This is a genomic window from Rubripirellula amarantea (assembly GCF_007859865.1).
Classification (GTDB): Bacteria; Planctomycetota; Planctomycetia; order Pirellulales; family Pirellulaceae; genus Rubripirellula; species Rubripirellula amarantea.
In genome coordinates this window covers 866,268-887,376 of sequence record NZ_SJPI01000001.1, presented here as the reverse complement: position 1 = coordinate 887,376, position 21,109 = coordinate 866,268, and the positions used below count along the sequence as shown (strand labels likewise).

Below are 21,109 nucleotides of genomic sequence, written 5' to 3'. Positions count from 1 at the left end.
GAATTTATCTAAAACAAAAAGTCGTCAGCGTCGAGATCTTCCAACGCGGTGTCGATCAAACGTAGGCGATCCAGGCCGTTCAACTCAACTTCCACGTCGCTTTCTCGCTGGCTCGAAACTGCTAGTATCTCAGCCACTTCGTCACGCATAGTGCCGAAGTCACCAAGCTGGATAGCTTCAAGCGAAAATGCGTCAAAGTCATTGATCGTGTCAAAACCGTCACCTGGATTGAAATCGAACCGGTCAATTCCGAGTCCGCCAATGAGAATGTCGTCGCCTCCTTGACCAGCAATTTGATCGTCGCCAACACCACCGTCGATTTGGTCGACGCCATTGCTTCCAAGGATCGTGTCGTTCCCCGATCCCGCGTCAACAGGCACAAAAGCCGCATCGGACAGTATGATCAAGTCATCGCCACCGAGTCCGTCGATGGCCGTCGGATCGAAACGAGTTGCATAAGCAAAGTTCAATGTGTCGGATTGTTCGGTTCCGAAAATGGGCGATGATCCAATGACCATTTCCGTGCTGGATGTTGCGGCACTGAATTGACTCAGCACAATGGCGTTCTGGTGAATCAACTGTAAGCGATCGATGCCATCGCCAGCGAGGATTGTATCACCGACAGATTCATCGCCGCTGACTTGAATAATGTCGTTCCCTTCACCAGCTTCGATTAGGTCATCCCCACCGCGGCCATTGATGATGTCGCGTCCCGTACTGCCATAGATAGTGTCATCGCCTGCTCCAGCACGAATGATGTTGAGTGTGCCGCCACCATGAATTGTCATAGGAGCTGGTACGGTCGGATCCGCGATGAAAATGTTGCGTCCCTCCCCCAATCGAACTTCGATTGATTCAATATCAGAGACCGCGAATGTTTCTGAACGCCCCACACCGCTGACTTTAAGGTCATCTCCAATATGACGGATGCGGATGTAGTCGTTACTTGACCGCCCGCTGATGTACAGCACCCCGCTGATCAATGCAAGCCTCGAGTCCACTACGTCGATGGTGACGCTTGACGTCAGTTCATCGTCGTCTTCCGCTTCAACGGTAACCGAATAGGGGCCTTCGGCCGCATAGGTGTGTGAAAGGTTGATTGAGCCATCCGCAGCTACGATCGCTGGTTCACTAAAACCGTCGCCCCAATGAACTTGGACGCTGAACGTGTCGACGGGTGACGCGTCCGTGATGACTCCCGAAACTGTGACTGTATCTCCGTTCCCGCCAAGAGGCAGGTCACTATTGGCGACAACATTCAGCTCGGGCGCTACACCGAAGACCTCGAACGGTACCGTAATGATTCCCAGGTTGCCGGTCTGGTCGGTGGCCATGAAACGCAAGTCAAAGGCTGCCTCGTCATCTGTGGCGTAGGTGAACACACCACTTACCGGATCCAGTGTAATGCCGTTCGGCAGCGAGCCGCTATCATTCGGAGATACACTGTACGTAACTCCCTCAAGGAGCGGATCGACTACGGAAACCGTAAAGCTAATTGGTGAGCCTTCAGCGGTTTGTTGACCGGCAATAGGATTGATTGCGATAGCCTGGACCAGGGAACCGAAAGGATCCTTCACGGTGTCATCGGCATCCAGATCCGGAATCGACTCATCACCGCTACTGCCAATAAACTCGTCAGGTCCGCTGCCGCCGATCAAAGTGTCACCACCAACCTCTGTCGTAGACTCTCCTCCGATCGTGTAGATCAGCAACTCGTACCGACCCGTGTCGATGTCGGTGCAGTTGAAGTTGTCTGGGTTGGCGATGCAGAAAGCAGCGGTATCCATATTTAGATCATTGGGGAAAACTGCATATTCCGGATTGCGGAAGCTGAATGTTTCCACTTCGACGGTGTAGGTATCGTCAGCGGGTAAAACAACATCGAGCAAGATGCTGTCGGGGCTTTCAAACGTGTCGTCGTTCCGCAGCGACGTGCTGGACCCCATTTCGGTAACAGCTGAACCGTCTGAAGCGTAGAGTCGCAGGACCGAGTCAATGGTGTCGCTAAACCGGTGACGCAACGTCTGGCTCATCACTTCAATGGTCACGATTTGGTTCGCAACCCCGTGGAAAGTGTAGTAATCTGATTCCGAGAATCCGGTCGCCTGATCGATTTCAATGGATCCTACGACCACGCTGGCAGCAGCACCGACATCTGCGACCACGTTTCCTGTTTCGTTTGCGCCGGTGGTGACAGGTAAGCGGATCGGTTGCAAGGTTCCTATCTCTTGCGCCACCACCGTTTGCCCACTTGCAACCGCAGTGGATTTTTGGGAATCGGACAGTTCAGTCAGCGTGTCGCCTGATTCACCAAACGCAAGTTTTAACGATTCACGTGGGCCCAAGTACGGGTTGCCTGCCGCATGAACCAGTGTCGTTCCAATCGATGCTGGAGACGAAATCAGATGATTAATCGTAGAACTCGCCAACGATGGTCCTGTGTAGACTGGACGGAACCGGTCGGGGGCCAACCCAGCGTAGATGCCATTGCCCACGTCACCGAACGCATCTTGGTGACGCACACCAAACAAGTGAGTCAATTCGTGAGCCGCGATCGTACTGGTCAGTGCAATGAAATTCTCAGGCGTTGATGGCAACCCGTTCCCACCATCGCGCAGGAACACGTTCACATCCACCCGAACTGTACTATTTCCGAGCAACTCACGGAAACCAACCTTCTCGCTAATACCCGCTCGATTGGCTCCCCCAGGAATTCCAGCATTGATCAAGACGGTGACGAACTCTTCGCTGGATGCAGGCTGAGTTTGCGAAACAAGGACGTCGAAGGGAGCGAAGTCGTCTGCGATTCTCGTCGTAATCGCATCACGTTCAGCTTGCGTGTAAACGTGCTCGCCAATGTCCGTCACGGATTCAAAATCTAAGTAGACCAATCGGGTCCCAGCGGCATAAAGGATATCTGCGCCGCCACGTCCATCGATCAAGTCGCGACCACCTAATCCGTATACGGTGTTGTCAAGATCATTGGCATAGATTGTGTCGGCGAATGCAGTTCCCGTTACCGATTCAATTTCGGCGAGTGACGTCAAGCCTGGATTGGCAATGATGACATCCAAGTCCATCGCAATGGATTGTTGGAATGCATCTTTAAGGTCTATCGCCACACCGCGAGAAAGGTCTCGTAAGTCGATGTGGTCGTTACCCTCGCCACTAGCTTCGAGAATAGTCACCGTACCTGCGGCGTCGCGTCCAAACGCGTAAACATCGTCGCCGGACATTCCACTAAGCGAATCGCTGCCGCCAACGGTGATGAGCCGATCATTGCCAGCACCGCCGACCAGGACATCATCGCCGATTCCACCTGAGAGCGTGACGTCGCCGCTGAAGTCAGCGGCTGTAATCGTGTTATTGCCATCCCCGCCGGTAAGGCTTGCCGATTCGAAACCCGTCACACTGATCGCCGGATCGCCATCGACGGTGAGCGTCAGGTCAGTGAGCGTCAGGTCGTGGTCGCCCTCGAAACGCAGACTGTCAATGCCAGCGCCGCCATCGACACTGGTCACATCCGACGAAGCCACGATCAAGTCATCATCGCGATCACCGGCGGCAATTTGGATGCCACCTCGAGCGTCGATGGTGTCGTTTCCAGTTCCGCCACTGGCATTGGATGGGCCGAGCAAATCACCGAAAATCAAGTCATTGCCAGCGTTGCCCTTGAGCATGTCCGTTCCGCCGCCGCCACCGCCCAAAAGTGTGTCGTGGCCGTCTCCACCCATGGCCAAGTCGTTACCCAGACCACTGAAGTCCGTGAAGTCGCCACCAGTGACAATGTAGTCGTCCCCGCCATCACCTCTGATGGTGTCGTCGCCCTCACCGCCGAGCAATGTGTCGTTGCCATCACCACCTCGGTAAAGATCGTTATTGCCTGTGGTTGCTCCGTATACGCCACCAATGATCACGTCGTTTCCAGCCTCCGTGAAAACGCGATCGGAACCCGGTCCCGCTTGAACGCGATCGTTTCCGGTTCCTCCAAAGATCAAATTATTCCCACCACCGGATGTTGGACGATTGCCCTGCACATAGCCGGCAAAGATCAAGTCGTTTCCTTCATCGCCCTGAATATTGTCATCGCCACTGCCGGCGTAGATCGTGTCGTTGCCTTTGCCGCCGATCAGTTTTGTGTCTTCACCTGCGACACCTCCACCGACCCCGTGACCACCGATCAACAGGTCGCTGCCGTCACCGCCGATCAACATATCGACTCCGTCGCCAGCAACTAACGTATCGCCACCTTCGCCACCATCAATCGTGTTGTTTCCGCCACCACCATTGGCTGGCACAAACTCGCTATCGATCGGGAACGCATCAAAGTTACCGCCGAAGATCAAGTCGTTTCCACCACCGCCGCCGAGTGTGTCACCGCCAGCTCCGCCGTAGATCGTGTCATCACCAAGCCCACCTAACATCGACCCCGAGATACTCGCAAAGTCACCACTGATAATGAGGTCATTGCCGCTGCCACCACCGAGGGCGTCGCTGCCGCTTCCCCCCACTACGGTGTCGTTGCCACTACCGCCGTCGACAGCATTACCGAGACCAAGTCCCGTGAAAGTTAAGTCCTGACCATCAGGATTGATTTCTTTGGCAAAGATCAAATCGTGACCTTCGCCTCCGTCGAGCAGGCTGTTGCTAAGTCCTGCGTAGATAATGTCGTCGCCTTCGTCGCCACGGACGACGTCGTTACCCGAGTCGGTTTCCAATCCAGCAAAGATCAGGTCGTTGCCCCCGCCCCCACCCAGCGTTTCGTCACCGCTGCCGCCGTAGATGGTGTCATCGCCAATTCCGCCGAGCAGATTGCCTGACCCGAAGCCGCCGCTTAAGAAATCACTGCCGCTGCCACCATCGAGCGTTCCACCGCCGCCGCCGATAATAGTGTCGCTGCCGTCACCACCGGATACATTTGCCCCGGCTGTATTGCCGACCATGATCATGTCGTTGCCATAGCCACCAAAAGCAAGTTGGTCACCGTCGACATGAATTTCGTCGTCGCCCGTGCCACCGTCGATACGCTCGGAGCCACCGACGCCACCAAAGATCAGATCATTGCCGCTGCCACCGCCGAGCGTGTCATCGCTACCGCCGCCACCATAGATTGTGTCGTTGCCAAACCCGCCGAGGGCCGAATCCGCTCCCGCGCCGCTGGTCAAGAAGATCGCATCATTTCCAGTGCCACCGAATAGTCGGTCATCGCCACTGCCACCGTGAATTTCGTCATCGCCTTCACCACCATCGATCTGATCGACGATTCCAGAACCAGCCAATCCGAAGCCGCCGAAGATCAAGTCGTTCCCCTGACCACCGCCGAGAGTGTCCTGTCCGCCACCACCGTAGATCGTATCGTTGCCAAAGCCGCCGAGCGCTTGGTCACCAAAGCTGCCGGCGTTGACCACATCGTCGCCGGTGCCGCCATCAAGCATCGCACTACCATCGGCCCCACCGAAGATCGCGTCATTGCCGCTACCGCCGAACAATAAGTCCCCTGCCCCACCCCGCAGCACATCCTTGCCGTCGCCACCATCAAGACGGTTGACCTCGCTGTTACCAATCAGCGTGTCGTTGAAACTGGTGCCCGTCGCGTTCTCAATAGCACCACGCAGCGTCACCGTGTTGCCTTCGAGATCGACGATTTGAGGCCTGTCGGTCATCGAAAGATTGAACGTTACACCATCGTCGCGTAAGCCCGCGCGAGTGACGCGGCGGAAGCTGACCGTGTCGTTACCGCCCCCCGTTTCGTCGATGTCCTTGTCGCTTCCGGGAATGATTTCATGAATGTCGTTGCCAGCACCGCCTATCAAGGAATCATCGCCTGCAGCACCGATCAAAATGTCGTCGCCATCGCCACCATTGAGGACGTCGCTACCTTCGCCCCCATCGATCACATCATTCCCTTGGCCACCAAGCACCGTATCTTCACCGTCGCCAGCGTTGACGACGACTTTGATTCCGGGAGATGTCATGATTGTGGTCATGTCGTTGCCGCCAAAGGTTGCAACCAAAGCTTGACCGGCCGTCCCCACCATCGCGTCATCAATCGTGATCGAATTCGCGTTGTCATCACCGCTGAAATACTTCACCGTCGCGGTCATGCTATTTCCGTCATCGTCCGTCGCGGTCACCATTACATCGAACATGGCCGAGGTGGGACGAGTGACGGCGATTTTCGGTTCGGACTGCTCGGGATATGCATTTCCATCGATGGCGAACGTGTAGGTGAATGTGTCTAGCGGAGACACGTCAGTGGCCTCTGCTCTTAAGCGAAGCATGCCGCCGTCGTTTCCGTCATCGAACAACAGCACCTCTGGCGCAACATTGGAAACCGTTACACCAGCAAGCGTTTCCGTCGCCCCAGCGTTGCTATCGTCAGTGACGGTTACGTTGGCAAGCAGAGTGTCACTGGTGGTTCCGGTTGGATTGTCATCCAAGATTTGGTGATCGACGAAAAACGTGTAGTGACCTGGTACCTCTTGATCCGCTACCAACAACGGTTCAATCGTTCCCGTGACTAGGCCTGCTCCGTCGCCGAAATCAATGGCGATCGTATGCTCGTCTAACACACCAGCATCAGAGAACGTACCGACTAAACGAACAAAGTCTCCTTCGTCGACATTCGTCAAGATTGCATTTGAGTCTGACGGGTCAACCAACTGCAAGCTTGCCGATGGTATTACCGGTGCCGCGTTGACGACAACAAACTCGTGATTTGTGATTGTGAAACCACCGTCATCGTCGGTCACGGATAAGGAAACGCCGTAGGTGCCATCATTTTCCGGGGTGAACGTAAGCGAATCACTTGTGGACGTTGTCAACGCGCCGGTTTCATTCCACAGTGTCCATTCGTAGGTGAACGTGTCGTCGAAGCCAGGGTCCGAGACGTTAGAAAACAACGTGATCGAACTTCCTTCTGTCACTTGTTCGGTTGCTAGGATCTCAGCCATCGGGTCGGCGTTGGACGCTGTAACGGATTGATAAGCAATCGCAGTGCCACTGTCGTCGTCACTAAGCTCGATCTGTATGTCGAAATTGCCGTTGTCTGGGTAGACATAGGACAGGTCGTATGCAAGGACACCAGGGGACACCACTTGGGTAGAAACAGGTGACGAAGTAAGTGCATCGCCGTCATCGTCGAGTGCTTGGTTCCACCGTACCGTGACGATGTGAGTATCGTTACCCGCATCAGCAATGTTGCCGAAAACGCGAACGACATCACCCTCGCGAGGTTCTGTGACCAACTGACCATCTCGCCGGACTTCAATGCTCGGTTCGCCGTCAAACTCAGCGGCGACATTGGTTACGGTCAAAGGCCGAATGGCAAGTCCCGTTTGACCATCGTCATCGGCGACGACGACCCGGATGTCATACGGCGATTCTCCAGCGCGGTTGTCTTGGTAAACATGTTGTCCGGTGAAGCCTCGTACGCCTGGGGCAAGTGAAATTACATCGACAGGACTGCCATCACGCCAGTCAATCGTTACGGTGTGCGCATCGGTTCCGTCGCTGTTCTGAAACAGCCCATCCAATCGCACGACCTTCCCTTCAGGTGCTTCTACGGTGGGGTCACCAAAGCCTTCATCGCCTTCAAGGACCGTCAGGATTAAGTCATCGTCGTCGATGGTGATCGGAAGGTTGTTCGTTGCTTGAGCGGCCTCTGAGAATTCGCTCGTCCTTCCTCGGAATGTCGCCGTTGCGGTAATGTATTCGCCCGACAACGTAGCCCCGGATAGAACTTGGTTTGTAAACGTTAATGGCCCTGCCGCAGCTTCAAGCGTAAAGGCACCTAGAAAACGTTCAGCCGAAGCACCCGAAGCCGGATTAGTTTGCGACGCAAAAAACTCAAGGGTAATAACTTCCAAAGGGCCAATGTTTGGAGGGATAAACTCGTCTAGCGAATTAAAGGTTCCCGACACAATCGTCTGCGACCCCGGTATCGCACTGATGGTTGGGAAGTTCACAGCCAAGTCGGTGCCCGAATTCACCGTCCTTCCGTCGCCCTCAAAGTCGATCCCGATTGAATTGTCGTAAATCTGATTCTCGCTGATCGTGACTATGCCATCGTCAAACGAAATGCCTGGACCATCGTTAAACGCTATCGTATTGGCGATAATGTCAACGTTGCTGTTGGGAACCCTAATGCCTGCACCGCGATTGCCCAGTGACGTTACACCCGCTAGGTCTGTGCCAATTGAATTGTTTCGGATTTCAACATTGCTAAGCGTCACATTCGACGCCACTTCAAAGCCAACGCCAAAGCCACCGATGATGTTGGGACGAACGGCAACGCCCGTCGAATCGGTACCAATGCTCAGGTCGTCCACATCATCACTGATGCGAATCGCGGCCGCCTGATTAAATGTTGCATTGGAAAGAACGCTTGCGAGATTCGCGGTTACGCCAAAGCGATTGAACATCACCTCAATTGCCGAACCACCTTCAATCAGCAATGCATCGCTGTTGTGGTAACCAAATACGTTGCCGGCATTGGTTGTCGTGCCACCGATCGCCACGGACGTTGCTGCATCGCGAACGATCACGCTGTTTGTGTTAGCAATCGCACCGCCGGCCGAATTGATGCCGAGAAAGTTCGACGTGAGCGTCGTGGACGAACTAAGGTTTTCGATGTCCACGCCAACAATCGAGTTTCCAATCGTGTTGGAGTCGATGATGGTTCCATTGACGTTCGCTTGGACGAGAATGCCGATCGGCGCCGGAGCGCCAGCAGCATTGCCCAATGTGTTGGTTCCGATCAAGTTGTTTTGGATGACGTTGTTGTTGGACAAATCACCCCGAAGGTCGATCACGGTGTCCAACAGGCCCGCCATGACATTGCCTTGCGACGCCAATGCTCCACCAATCGTGTTCGATCCTGAATCCTCCATTAGTATTCCAGTGCTTCCCGTATACAGGCTGCTAATGCCATCGGAGGTCAGGCCGATCGTGTTTCCTGCGATCGTGTTCGTATTCGTTTCGGACAGATAGATTGTCGGCGAGGAGTTGTTCCCACCGATAATCTGATTGCCCTCGGCTTGATCGTTGATGCCGTCACCGTTGGTGCCAATCAAGTTGTTTTGACCGAAGCCGATGAAGATTGCGTTTCGGTATTGCCCCAATCCACTCACTCCATTGGCGGTCACGCCAAAACGATTGGACTGCACGATTGCACCGTCGATATTGTTCAGCGTCAGTGCAGCTTTGGAAAAGCTTCCTGCGGTCAGTTGGTTTCCGGCACCCGGAGCGCCGATCACAACACCGGTGCTGTCGAGGATGAGCAGCCCATCACCCGAGTTCACGTCGGTAATAAGAGATTGGTTGCCCGTAGCATTCGTACCGATCCGGTTGCGATAGAACTCAAATCCATTGACGTCGGCAACGTCAAGTTGTTGACCAGCACCCGTCGAAATCAGGTTTCCCGAGCCAGGGATATTCTTGTCCCCGAAGCGAACGTTATCGCCTTCCTGCAGCGTGATGCCTCCACCGCTAAACGCACCCGGGATGAATGTCCCCGATACATCCACGCCAAAGTAGTTATTGATGACCGTCAGCCCATCAACACCCACTCCAGTTCCATCCGAAACAAACAAATCATTGGCGGTGTTGCCCGCAATGACATTGCGTTGTGTTGCCAGAACGCCACCAAGCGTTACGTTTTGAACGCCGCCTTGCAGAAGGATGCCAACGCTATTGGGTAATTCATTGGATCCAAAGGCATCGAGTCCGATCACGTTGCCTGCGATAGTGACACCATCGACATCAGCCGAGTCTAACGAGATACCGATAGCGGTATTCCCACTGATCAGGTTACCTTCGGCCTCGTCATCGATCCCATCACCGTTGGTGCCAATAAGGTTGTCACTTCCCGACGAAATCGAAATTCCATTGGCATTTCCAATATCTACACTACCGGTGATATCAGTTCCAATGTAGTTCCCTTGAATACGCACTCCTGAGTTCGCCTGGACTAGCAAGATGCCATGAGACACGTTGCCACTGATGACGTTGCCTTCGCCAAATTGGCTGCCGCCAACCGTGTGATAGCCGACGCCAGACGAAGATTGGTCAACGAAGCTAATCCCCTCACCTCCGTTGCCAAGGCCACTCATGCCGTCGGCGGTTAGCCCAACGATGTTTCCACGAATGACCGCGCCGCTTCGGTTGTTGAAATAGATTCCATCTTTAATGTTACCACTGATAACGTTTCCGAGTCCTCGGCCTGGAACCGATGTGGTTCCTCCGATAAACACGCCACGCATTTCCGACCCAATAGCTGAATGTGTAAATGAATCTGCGCTGTTAGGAATTGCCATCGAGCCGCTGACGTCGGTGCCGATGTAGTTTCCTTCGATCCGTGTGAACCCCTTTGCGTTGCCTCCAGTCAGATACAGTCGCTCGATTTCGTCGGCCGGTAATCGTGAACTGAAGACGGCGAACTCATCAACAAGGCCAGCAAAATACTGAGCCCCCGTGCTACCAGCGACGGAAGTGTACCCATAGCCAATGAAGGTTTCGTTGTCCCCCGTGCTGAGAATGGTCTCCGACAGCGATGCTTCAATTGAGCCATTGAGCCAGAGTTGAAACTGGCCAACGCCATCGTAAGTCAACGCCAAATGGTGCCAATCGCTCGGCTTAATTTCAGTCGATCCCGTTGCGACCGACTCCACGCCCGGTGCCGTTGGAACGACGATCTTCAATCGGTTGTTGGCACCCAAGTCTATCCGCACGCCCTTGGCCGTAGTCAGCAAGTTTTGCATGAACGAGGCGATGGTTCGCACCGATGAAACAGGATTTGCTGACTCGTTGAACCAAAGGTCGGCAGTAAACGGCTGCGTGTAGTCATGCGGCTCGCCCAAATTGACCGCGTCGTCGACACCATCCAGGACAAACGCCTGTCCCCCGTTTCGGCCGGTTCCGAAGCTAACGCCGCCGACTTCGGAGCCATCGAACGTCCCGACCAAATCTGTGAATGTCGTTTCTCCTTGCCACCAGCCAACGGCGTCTTGGCGAGCCGTTGTCGAAGCGTCACCGCTGTAGAGTGCGATCGCTGCGGAGTTGTTTCCGCTGATAATGTTCCGCTGCAACGGTGATGGCCCGCCGATGACATTGCCCGCACCATCACGGATGAAGATGCCCGCGCCTCCGGTCGCGTCGATGGCCACAGTCCCGGCGGCATTGGTGCCTATAAAGTTTCCTTCAATGCGATTACGGTACGAGTAATAGGACGCAATATTAGAAGCTCCCCCCACGACGCCGTTGTCGTTGCCACTGACGACATTTCCAGTCACAAGTGAATCATTCACCCCGCCGTCAAACCAAATTCCGTAACCAGCGTTGCCTCGGTCTAAGTCGCCAATAGCATCCACACCGATGTGATTTCCTGCGATTGTGATTGCCTCGACTGAGGCTGCGGCGATTCCACCAGCGTTGCTGTCAACGGAGGCGGAAATCACGTTGCCTTCGCGCAGTTCAAGGCCGCCGATGTACGTTCCAATGGCGGAGATTTCAATGCCCGTTGCGTTGCCCAGCGACGTTACCCCGTCCGCACCCAGGCCGATATAGTTGCCTTGGATGATCGGGCCTGCCTTACCGTTCCCGTTTCTCAGTGCGATCGCCAGAACTTCGCTGGAATCGAGCGCCCGGCCGTGGATGCCAAGTTCGTCAATCTTAGCGATCGTGTTGGTGCCCGATGCGTCTGGTGTGTCACTGCCAAGCAGCAAGCCGCCGGGGACCGAGGGAAGCAAAGCAACCAGCGGCTGCGAGGCGGCCAGTTCACCATCGACATAAATCTTGACCTGTCCATCGCCAACGGTGACGGTGACGTGATTGTTCGATTGATCGTCAATCAACCGGCCCGGTGTCACCAGTTCAAACGTCTCGCCGCCGGCTTGGTACGCGGCACGAACATTCGCACGCAGATTATCGACGACCAGCCCCACCGTGAACACAAAGTCGTTAGCCGACGAACCGGCGTGAACGATCGGCAAGTAAGTCCCATCGGTCTCGCTGCCAAAGTCAGCACCCACGAAGAAATCCAGACTTGCGTTGTTCAGGTCCAACCCTGCGGGAATCGGAACAATAGTTGCCGCTGCGGGAAAGAAAACATCTAGTCCGTCACCGCTGACGCCGCCGGAATAACTTGCAGGACCAATGCCCGCTGGACCTCCCAGTCGATCGTTCAAGTCGTTCTCAAACTCATACCAAGCCAATTGAGCTTCGGTACGTCCGCCGAATGAGCCAAATGCGTTAACGCCTGAGCCACCATTTCCTGAGATGACATTTCGAGTCAGTACGGAATCCCCACCGACCATGATTCCCGTTTGCGTTTCGATGCCGGATCCGATGTTGCCGTGGTTCACCAAGCCGGTGCGATCGGTGCCGATGTAATTGCCAGCGATCACAACGTTCGGGACTTCGCCGACAACGCTGATTCCTGTGCCATTCCACGAGATCACATTTCGCTCACCTGCATCGCCGATCCCATCACCATCGGTCCCAATCGTTACATCGCGAGTACCACCAAACGATGTCACGCTTATCCCCGTCGTATTCGGCTGCGGCGTCGACCCGTCTTCTTGCAATCCGATGAAATTGCCTTCGATAGAAGCGTTTGATGCTCCGCGGATTCTGATCGCTTCAGAGAATCGAACAATCGAGAGTCCTCGAACGGTTACATCATCGGATTGAATATCCAACCCCCGTAGCAGCGTGTTGCCGCCATCAATTCGCCAGTCGATGACCGAGTTGTTGCCGACCGCAAGTGTATTGGCGGATGCGTCGATGTCCGCGTAACCATCAATCGTCACGGGGCTCGTGATGATGGGCAATTGCGTTACCGGGGTAATCACATGCGGTCCAATTCCGGCAATAATAAATGAAATGACGTCATGGTTGGGATCGACATTGGCGTCGATGATCGCTTGACGAAGCGAGCCAGGTCCGGAGTCGGCGGTGGTCGTGACCGACAGGCCCGTGAATTCGCTATTGGAAAGCAGCGAAGTGCCAAGGATAGAATTGGACAAATATGCGGTGATGTACTTTCCGCCGGGCAGCGGATTAGCGTCGGTGAACGTCGCATTACCACTGGCGTCAGCAGTGGCAAAGGTAGAACCGAGTAGCCTTTGGGCCTGCCCGGGTTCGTCACTGTCGAACCAATACACGTTAGCCGTTTCGCCCGACGAAAGCCCCGTGGCAGTTGCCGTAAAGCCACCAGACCCGCCGTCGGTGATTGGCGCAAGCGACAAACTGATTGCCGCGCCTTGATAGCCTGCCGAATGCACGATTGGCTGACCACTGTTGGAGTGGATTCTGGTTTGCGAAACGATATGAGTACCCAGTGAACCCGAAAGCACGACGCCATCGCCGGAGTTAAATGCGATCGTGTTGTCGAAGCCCACCAAGCTGGCTGTAGTCCCCGCGAGAATCACGCCAGTTTGATTGGGTAGCGGGCTCACGCCATCATCTGAGACGCCAATGAAGTTGCCTTCCAACGTGGCGTCGCCGATGACTGATACACCGACGCCCGCGCCCCCAATCACATTGGGGCGTCCGCTGCCGGATCCGCCGATCGTCGCCCGTGTTCCCGCCAAGACTTGAATACCGGCACTGCCAGTGGCATTGGGCAACAGCGTTGTGCCGTCAACTCCGACGCCGATTCGGTTGCCCTCGATCTCAATTGGGTTTCCTGATCCACCGGCACCGTTGCTCAGCAGAATCCCGTGACCGGCGGCAGCAAGTCCGTTGGCGACTCCCGCAATCGTATTGCCGGCATTCGCGGATCCAACCAAGGAACTGGTTGCACCGTCCAAGAAGATGCCGGCATCAACCACACCAAGTGTTGCTAGTCCCGTTGCATCGGTGCCAATCAAGTTGCCGCGATAAAACGTCGAGTCGCCGCGATCAATCGCACCGTATGAGGACAGGCCACTTATCAGGTTGCCTTGCCCATCGACCGAGCCACCAACCTTGGTGAATGCAGCCGTAGTATCGATCAAGATTCCGGTCTGTCCGCCCAGGGCCAACATGCCCGTCACGTCGGTGCCGATGAAGTTACCGTGTATGAGAGAATCTTCATTCTGAATGCGAATAACTTCGGTGGCCGCCGGTGATCCGACGATGATATTACGGTGCTCCGGAGTATCGCCGCCGATCATCACGGGATCGGGATCTTGCCGTACATCGATGGCTTGGTTTCCGTTGGCAAGCGCAGAGTTGCCGAAACGATCGGTTCCGATAAAGTTATTTTGGATCACCGTACCATTGGTGCCAATGCCTAGCACCAAGACTCCTCCACTGGTGTTACCAGAAATCACATTGGGAGACCCACCTGCTTGTCCGATCAATGTATTGGACGCACCTGAATCAACGACGATTCCAATGGCGTTCCCGATTGCATTGAAACCAAAACGATCGGTGCCGATGAAATTGCCTTCGATGATGTTGTCGCTAGACGTGGCACCGCTGACCAGAATGCCCGTGGTGACGCCGGAGACAACATTGCGACTGGCGGCGTCGGATCCACCAACAATGACGTTTGTTGCATTGACGATGTCAACTCCGACGGCCAGTGGGTTCACTCCCGGCGAAACCCCGTCCGCCCTGACTCCCACGTAGTTACCGACCAGTTCAACATTGTTGATGCCAGTGACCAGTATTCCAGTCCCGGTTGCATTGTAAACCGACAATCCAGCAATCCGGCTGCCCGAAGTGTTACCGGGCTTAAGTGCCAACATTTCTGTAAACGCGTTCCCGTCGCCATCCAATTCAATCAACGGTACGCCAGCGTAGCCGGGCTGGGATGTCCCATCCAAATCCACGACTGCAACTATATCGGGGAGTTCGGTCGCCAACAAAATCGTGTGTGGACCGGCACCAGGGATATCAAAGTTGATCAAGTCCTTAAAGTTGTCAGCGTTCGCATCGATGATCGCTTGCCGAAGAGACCCTGGTCCACTGTCATTGGTGTTAGTGACCATGAAACGCTGCAACGCAGGTGCAAACTCGCTCGAACCAAAGGATGCACCTGAGACGTAGGCGCTGTACGTCTTCGATGGATCGACTGCGCCAGCGTCGGAGAAAGCGTGAGGACCAGTGCCTGCCGCAGGTGTCGTCGCACTAATTTTGCGGACAAACGTTCGCTCGCCGCCCAGTGTATCGGACTCGAACAGATAGACATCGTAGGCGGTGCTATTGGGTAAATCGAGTGTTCCCGATATTCCGCCAGATCCGTCGCCGATGACCGGGTCAATCGATACGATGGCCAGGTCCCTACCGTCATTCCCCCGGTCGATGTCGAGCCCACCGTTGCCGTAAATCGCGTTCTCGGCGATCACATGCAGTTGGTTGGCAGTGCCGGTCGTGATCACTCCGCCCCCTGTATTGCCGACAATCGTGTTGGCGGCAGCACCATCGCCGCCCAGCGTCAGCGGCGTTGCTCCATCCAATTGAACGCCAATATGGTTCGGAGTGATGGTGACGCCGTCGGCAGCGACTCCAATCAGGTTGCCTTCGATCGTGGTGTTAGCCGCTGATGTAATGATGCCAGTGTCACTGTGCCCACTGATCACATTCCCTTCGCCCACGCCGCTTCCACCAATCGTGGTGCCAGTTGCTGTGGAGTCGATTTGAATGCCTGATTCGCCGACTAATTGGGTGCTCCCATCAACTCCAATACCAATCAGGTTTGCTTGAATGACTGTATTGAGATTGCCTTCGTCCAGATGAATCGCGTAGGGGGTTGCATTGCCTGAGCTGCCGACAATTACGTTTCCGGCTCCTACTTGACCGATCACAGCGCCCGATGAAGTTCCAGTAAATCTGATCGCCTGAAAACTGTTTGGAATCGCGTTTAAGCCTGAGGCATCCGTTCCGAAGAAGTTGTTGACAATGACCGGATTGCTCGATGAAAAAAGCGTAATTCCTGTCAACATGTTGCCAGCGACAACGTTGGGCTGGCCGCCAGCAACGCCAAACTGAATTCCATTGGCGTTGTCACTGCCCAATCCACCCCCGGCGTTCGGAACCGCGATTGTGCCCGTCCAGTCGAGGCCGAAATAGTTGCCTTCGAAGGTGTTGTTATCGGCACCGTTGGTTAGATAGACAGCGGTGTTTGAATTGCCGCTCATTACATTTCGATCGCTCGGATCTGGACCGCCGATAAAGTTCGTGTCCGAATTAATCCGCATCGCTCGCACGTTAGGCTGTGCGGTTAATCCATCAGGATCTAGTCCGAACCAGTTTCCTACAATTGAGTTACTGTTGCCGTTTGCGACGACGCCATCGATACCGAAGTTGTTGATCACCAGCCCTCGGATCGTGCTGGATCCGGCACTCAACACGAATCCATCCGTGGTCGCACCCGCAAGGCTGCCATCGATCTCCACCATCGGATTGCCCGCGAAGTCGGGTTCGCCGGTGGCGTCTAGACGGATGGAACGAGTGATCGTTGGTAGCGCTGACGCGGGCTGAATCGTGTGTGGGCCGGGGCCGGGAATGTTGAAGCCGATCGGGATCGGAACGCCACCACCCTCGGCGTTGGCGTCGTTGATCGCGTCCCGCAGCGAGCCAACGCCAGTGTCATTGGTGTTGGTGACGATGAATGAACTGACGGTTGCCGTTAGAACGACGTCGTTGCCGTCACCACCCACGTAGCTGATGGTGAAAAGTCCCCCGGGGATCTCTAGGGTTGCACCTTCGGCAAGTCCAGCAAAGGTCCCTGATACTGCATCGACCCCATCGTTATTGATGAGCGTGAAAGCCGAACCGCCAGCGGTCGAGTCAATCATCACCACGTCGAGATCGCCTGCCAGCGACACTGTTCCGGTGACGTCCACCTGATCGAACGTGACTCCCGGAGCCAACGGGTTTCCACCGATCTCCATTTCCAGCGACGCGCCGCTACCCAGGTTGAAATTGCCCGTGATGAGTATTCCAGGACTATTGCCGGGGGAGATCACCCCATCGCCGGTTGTCGTCACATCGCCGACTGTTCCGACGCCGCTGAGAATACCGCCCGTTCGCACTTCTACGTCGCCGACCGATCCATCGACGTTCAGGTGCGAATTCGCGATGGAGGTCCCTCCGGTGTGCGAGGTAGTGCCGTCGATGTCAAACGTACCGCCGCCCGAGAGATTCAATTCGGTTGCCGTCGCACCATCCACCAATGACGAAACATTAATCAGCGTCACATCGGGTTCGAATACTCCGTCTTGAACGACGAAGTTGGATGCGTTTGCGGTATTGGTCAACGCCAATTGACCTGTGATGCTGGTCACTTCGCTGCTTGCGACCTGAGTGTAGGTGCCCGCAACCGTTAGTGTCCCCACGAAGGCATGCTGAGTGCTGGTCGTATCAATCTGGGACGCCGTTTGAACAGGAGCAGCCAAGGATGTTGCAGTGACAGTCAAGTCATTGATCGTTTGATCAACCGCGAACGGATTGCCACTATTGCGAGTGTCCAGATCGAAGTAAGCGTCCGATAGCAGCGTCACATTGGACGTCGTTGCCAGGGTATTGGGTCGAGCTAATGACAAGAACGCTCGCGTGCCATCGGAGTCGCCCACGACGATGTCACCCGGGACCGCAATCGTGTCACTTGTTAGCGTTTGAAGGCTGCCGTCGGCTACGATCGTGGTTGCGGAAAACGTGTTGTCGGTCGAAGGCTGAAGCTGCATCGTACCAGCGTCAGTCGTACCGCCAACGTTTAGTCGCCCCGCTCCGGAAACTGATCCACTGATTTGGCCTCGAATGGTGAACTGACTGGTTGCCAGAATCGTGGCGTCATTGGTTGCCGCCAGAATGACATTTGCATCTTGGCGGGCCGTCGCGCCAGCGGACGTTAGCAAGTTTGGGTTGATTCCCTGCAAGGTCACTTCGTCGTTGTTGATCACTCCTTGGCCAATCCGCAGAGCGGCTCCGCCATCGACAAGCGTTCCACTGGTGCTGTTTCCTAGCAGTCCGCTGTTTGATAGGAAGATTTCACCGGCATTGATCGTGGTCACGCCTTCGTACGAATTGCTGTTTGTTAATCGCAGGACTCCCAATCCGTTCTTGATGATCCCGCCCGTGCCTGAATGCAGGCCACTGAGCATAAGGTCGTTCGCATTGTTGATTGTGACGTCACCAGTCAGTGTCATCCAACTATCAAAGACGAACTCAGATCCCGTCAGTTCGGTTTCGATCGTGCCGCCTGAAACATCAATATCGCTATCGCTAATTGATGTATTTGGCGTGACCGTCAGCGTGCCTGAGTCCAACGTGAACGCATTGGTCGTCAATGTATGATCCGCAACGTAGTTCGCTCCATCGACCGTTACGCTTGGTGCTTCCACTTCACCGGCAGACGCAAATGATCCGCTTGTAAGAACAATCGCCGACTCACTAAATACCGAGTTAACGAGAACACTGCCGGTCGAAAAAACGGTTCCTGCCGTGGCGGGGATTACGACGTCGGACCCAATCCCTGGAAGAACATCTCCTTCCCAGTTTGCGGGATCATTCCAGTTCGATCCGTCGCCGCCACCATCCCAGGAAAATGAATTGGTCGTGCTCTGCGACGTGAGCACAACATCGTTACCGGTGCCACCGCTGTAGGAGATAATGAAAGTCGCTGCTCCGGCACGTACCTGGGAACCATCAGGAAGCCCTGCAAATTCGCCGAGCACTGCGTCCACACCATCATTATTGATGATGACGTACTCTTCATTGAAAACCACGTCGCTCAAGAATATCGCATCGAGTGTGCCGGCAAGCGTTACCGTGCCGGTCACATTGACTTGGTCGTAGGTTGTGCCGACGCCCGATCCGATCCCACCCAATTCAATTTCCAACGCATTGCCGGCGACCAAATCAAAGTCGCCGACGTTGATCACACCCGGGCTATTGCCGGGGGCGATTACATTGTTGCCGCCACTATTAGCGTTCAAAGATCCGATGATGGTTGCGTTTCCAGTGAGACGGCTTCCGCTGCTCAAGTGGATGCTAGATGTCGACATCACATGATCGGTCGACAGCGTGGTAGCGGTTACCACCGTGGGCGCGGTGTACGTTGAGTCGGATCCAAGAGTAATCGTTCCACCGCCACGAATCTGAACGCTGTTGGTGGTCGATCCGCTGATAACTCCGTTGATCGTCGCCGAGACAAATGAGGTTAAAGTTTCAATGCGTGGACTGGACCCAGATGTCAGATCGATATCACCATTGAGCGTAGCACCGTCATTGAGTCGCAAGCGGCTTGTATCGGCAAGTGAGAAAGGTTCGGTATGCGTGCCCGTATTTAGCGTGACACGGCCGGTCCCAGCAATCGTGGTCCCGGATGCAGCGTCGCCCAAAGTGGCATTCTCGTTTACCACAACGGTTCCATCATTAATAACCGTCGAGCCAGTGTAGGTAGTGGCTGCTCGGATCGTGATTGTTTGAGTGCCATTCTTGATGACGTTCCCATTCCCCGAAATGTTTCCGTCGAACGATGTCGTAAAGGTTTGAGTATTTAACGTCAGCGTCTCGCTCTGGTCCATGAAAACGGTCGAGCCGCTACCACCGCTGAGGCCTTCAACAGTGATCGAGTTGCCGTTCAAATCCAGGTTGCCGGGGCCTGCAAACGAGACAAGCGAGGCGTCCGGTATGGCGTCACTAGAATTCAACTGCAGCACGCCAGCACGAATGACCGTTTCGCCGCTGTAAGTGCCGGTTCCCGCAAGGATCGTCGTACCGCTACTGCCGGTGACTTTGTCGATGGATCCCGTCCCGCTGATGTCTCCCTGTAACGTCAAGACATTGCCGTCATCATCGAGTGGAAGGACACCGCTCAATACAATGTCGTTTCCGAACGTCGCATCGCCGCCATATGCGCGAACTACTCCGCCGATTGCAACCGAAGGATCCGTCAGCGTGACGTTTCCGGTTAGTCGTAATTCGACGTTGACAGTCAAGTCGTCAATGTTTGCGTTATTGACGATCTGCAACGTACCGCCGGTGTTGATCAGTGAGGGGATCTGGATGTTGCCATCCAACACTAAGTTTCCACCATTTTGTTCGATTGATTCGGACGCAACGACCGTGTTGTAAGTCCGATCGCCCGAATCGTAATCCACCGTCAACGAGCCTGGTTGATCGATCAGGACCGATTGCCCCGTTGTCGGAACCGCATCACCAGACCAGTTCGCGGCGTCGATCCAACCGTCACCGGGGGCTTCTCCATCCCACAGCACATCTGCGAAACGTCCTGTGTAGGGGATATCACCGGGCAGTCCGTAGTCCACGGTCAATTCCGCAGTGCTGTCGAAGTTCGTGTCGAGAAACCACTCGTTAACCCCACCGCCGTTGGTGCCTTCACTGATGGCTCCAAAATTGTCGGTGCCATCGTCGTCCCAGTCACCAACAATCGGTATGTGTGCGGTCAATCCAAATTGGTAGGTGTTCGAAACGCCGATCACCGAATTATCATTCGGATAAGGGTTACCAGCGGAAGCCGCATTGCTAATGAACCAATCTTTGGGGCTGGCGCCGTTGTTCCGCACCGCGGCGATATCGGTTCGGCCGTCACCCGAGAAGTCACCTGCAACGATTACGTCCGTTGCTTTAAGTCCGAACTGAAAAACCGCATCAGGTGTAATCGGAGATGTGTTGGCTTGGTTGCGAGGAAAGACATCGCCGGTGGTCGAACCGTACTTCAAGTGAATGATAATGCCGGCCCCAGCACCGGGATCAGCGAACCAAACACCGACGTCGCCAAACCCATCGCCGTTGAAGTCGCCGCCGAACGCGGTTCCGGTCCCCGTTCCCGCACCGAAGTGGAATAGGTATTCCGCATCACTGTCACGGTCGGTGTCCAGAAGGATTTGCTTTTGTCCGGTGTTGTTCCGGGCCGTTCCGACTTGATCAAATCCAAGCCCACCCCAATCACCCGCAAAGACATCGTCGTCAATGCTTACATCCGGAGCCGTTGAATCTTTGCCATAGACGAACGTGATGTCTTCGATGGCTTGCGTGTTGTGAACCGGAGTATCCTGATCGACATAGTGATCAAGTAAGTCACCCGCCGCTTGGGGCCTCGCGACCGCGAAGGTGTCGCCAGCCCACATCTTGCGGGCCTCGTACTTCTCGAACA

General features: G+C 55.0%; 1 protein-coding gene. It reads right to left on the bottom strand.

Annotation, left to right across the window (positions count from 1 at the left end):
• Positions 1-8: 8 nt before the first annotated feature.
• On the bottom strand, positions 9-21,083 hold the full coding sequence (locus Pla22_RS03200; RefSeq protein WP_165440497.1) for a LamG-like jellyroll fold domain-containing protein: 21,075 nt from the start codon (positions 21,081-21,083) through the stop codon (positions 9-11).
• Positions 21,084-21,109: the final 26 nt, after the last annotated feature.

Coding starts and splice junctions, on each gene's coding strand:
- Pla22_RS03200 (WP_165440497.1), bottom strand. CDS start 21,083: ATGTGGGCTGGCGACACCTTCGCGGTCGCGAGGCCCCAAGCGGCGGGT.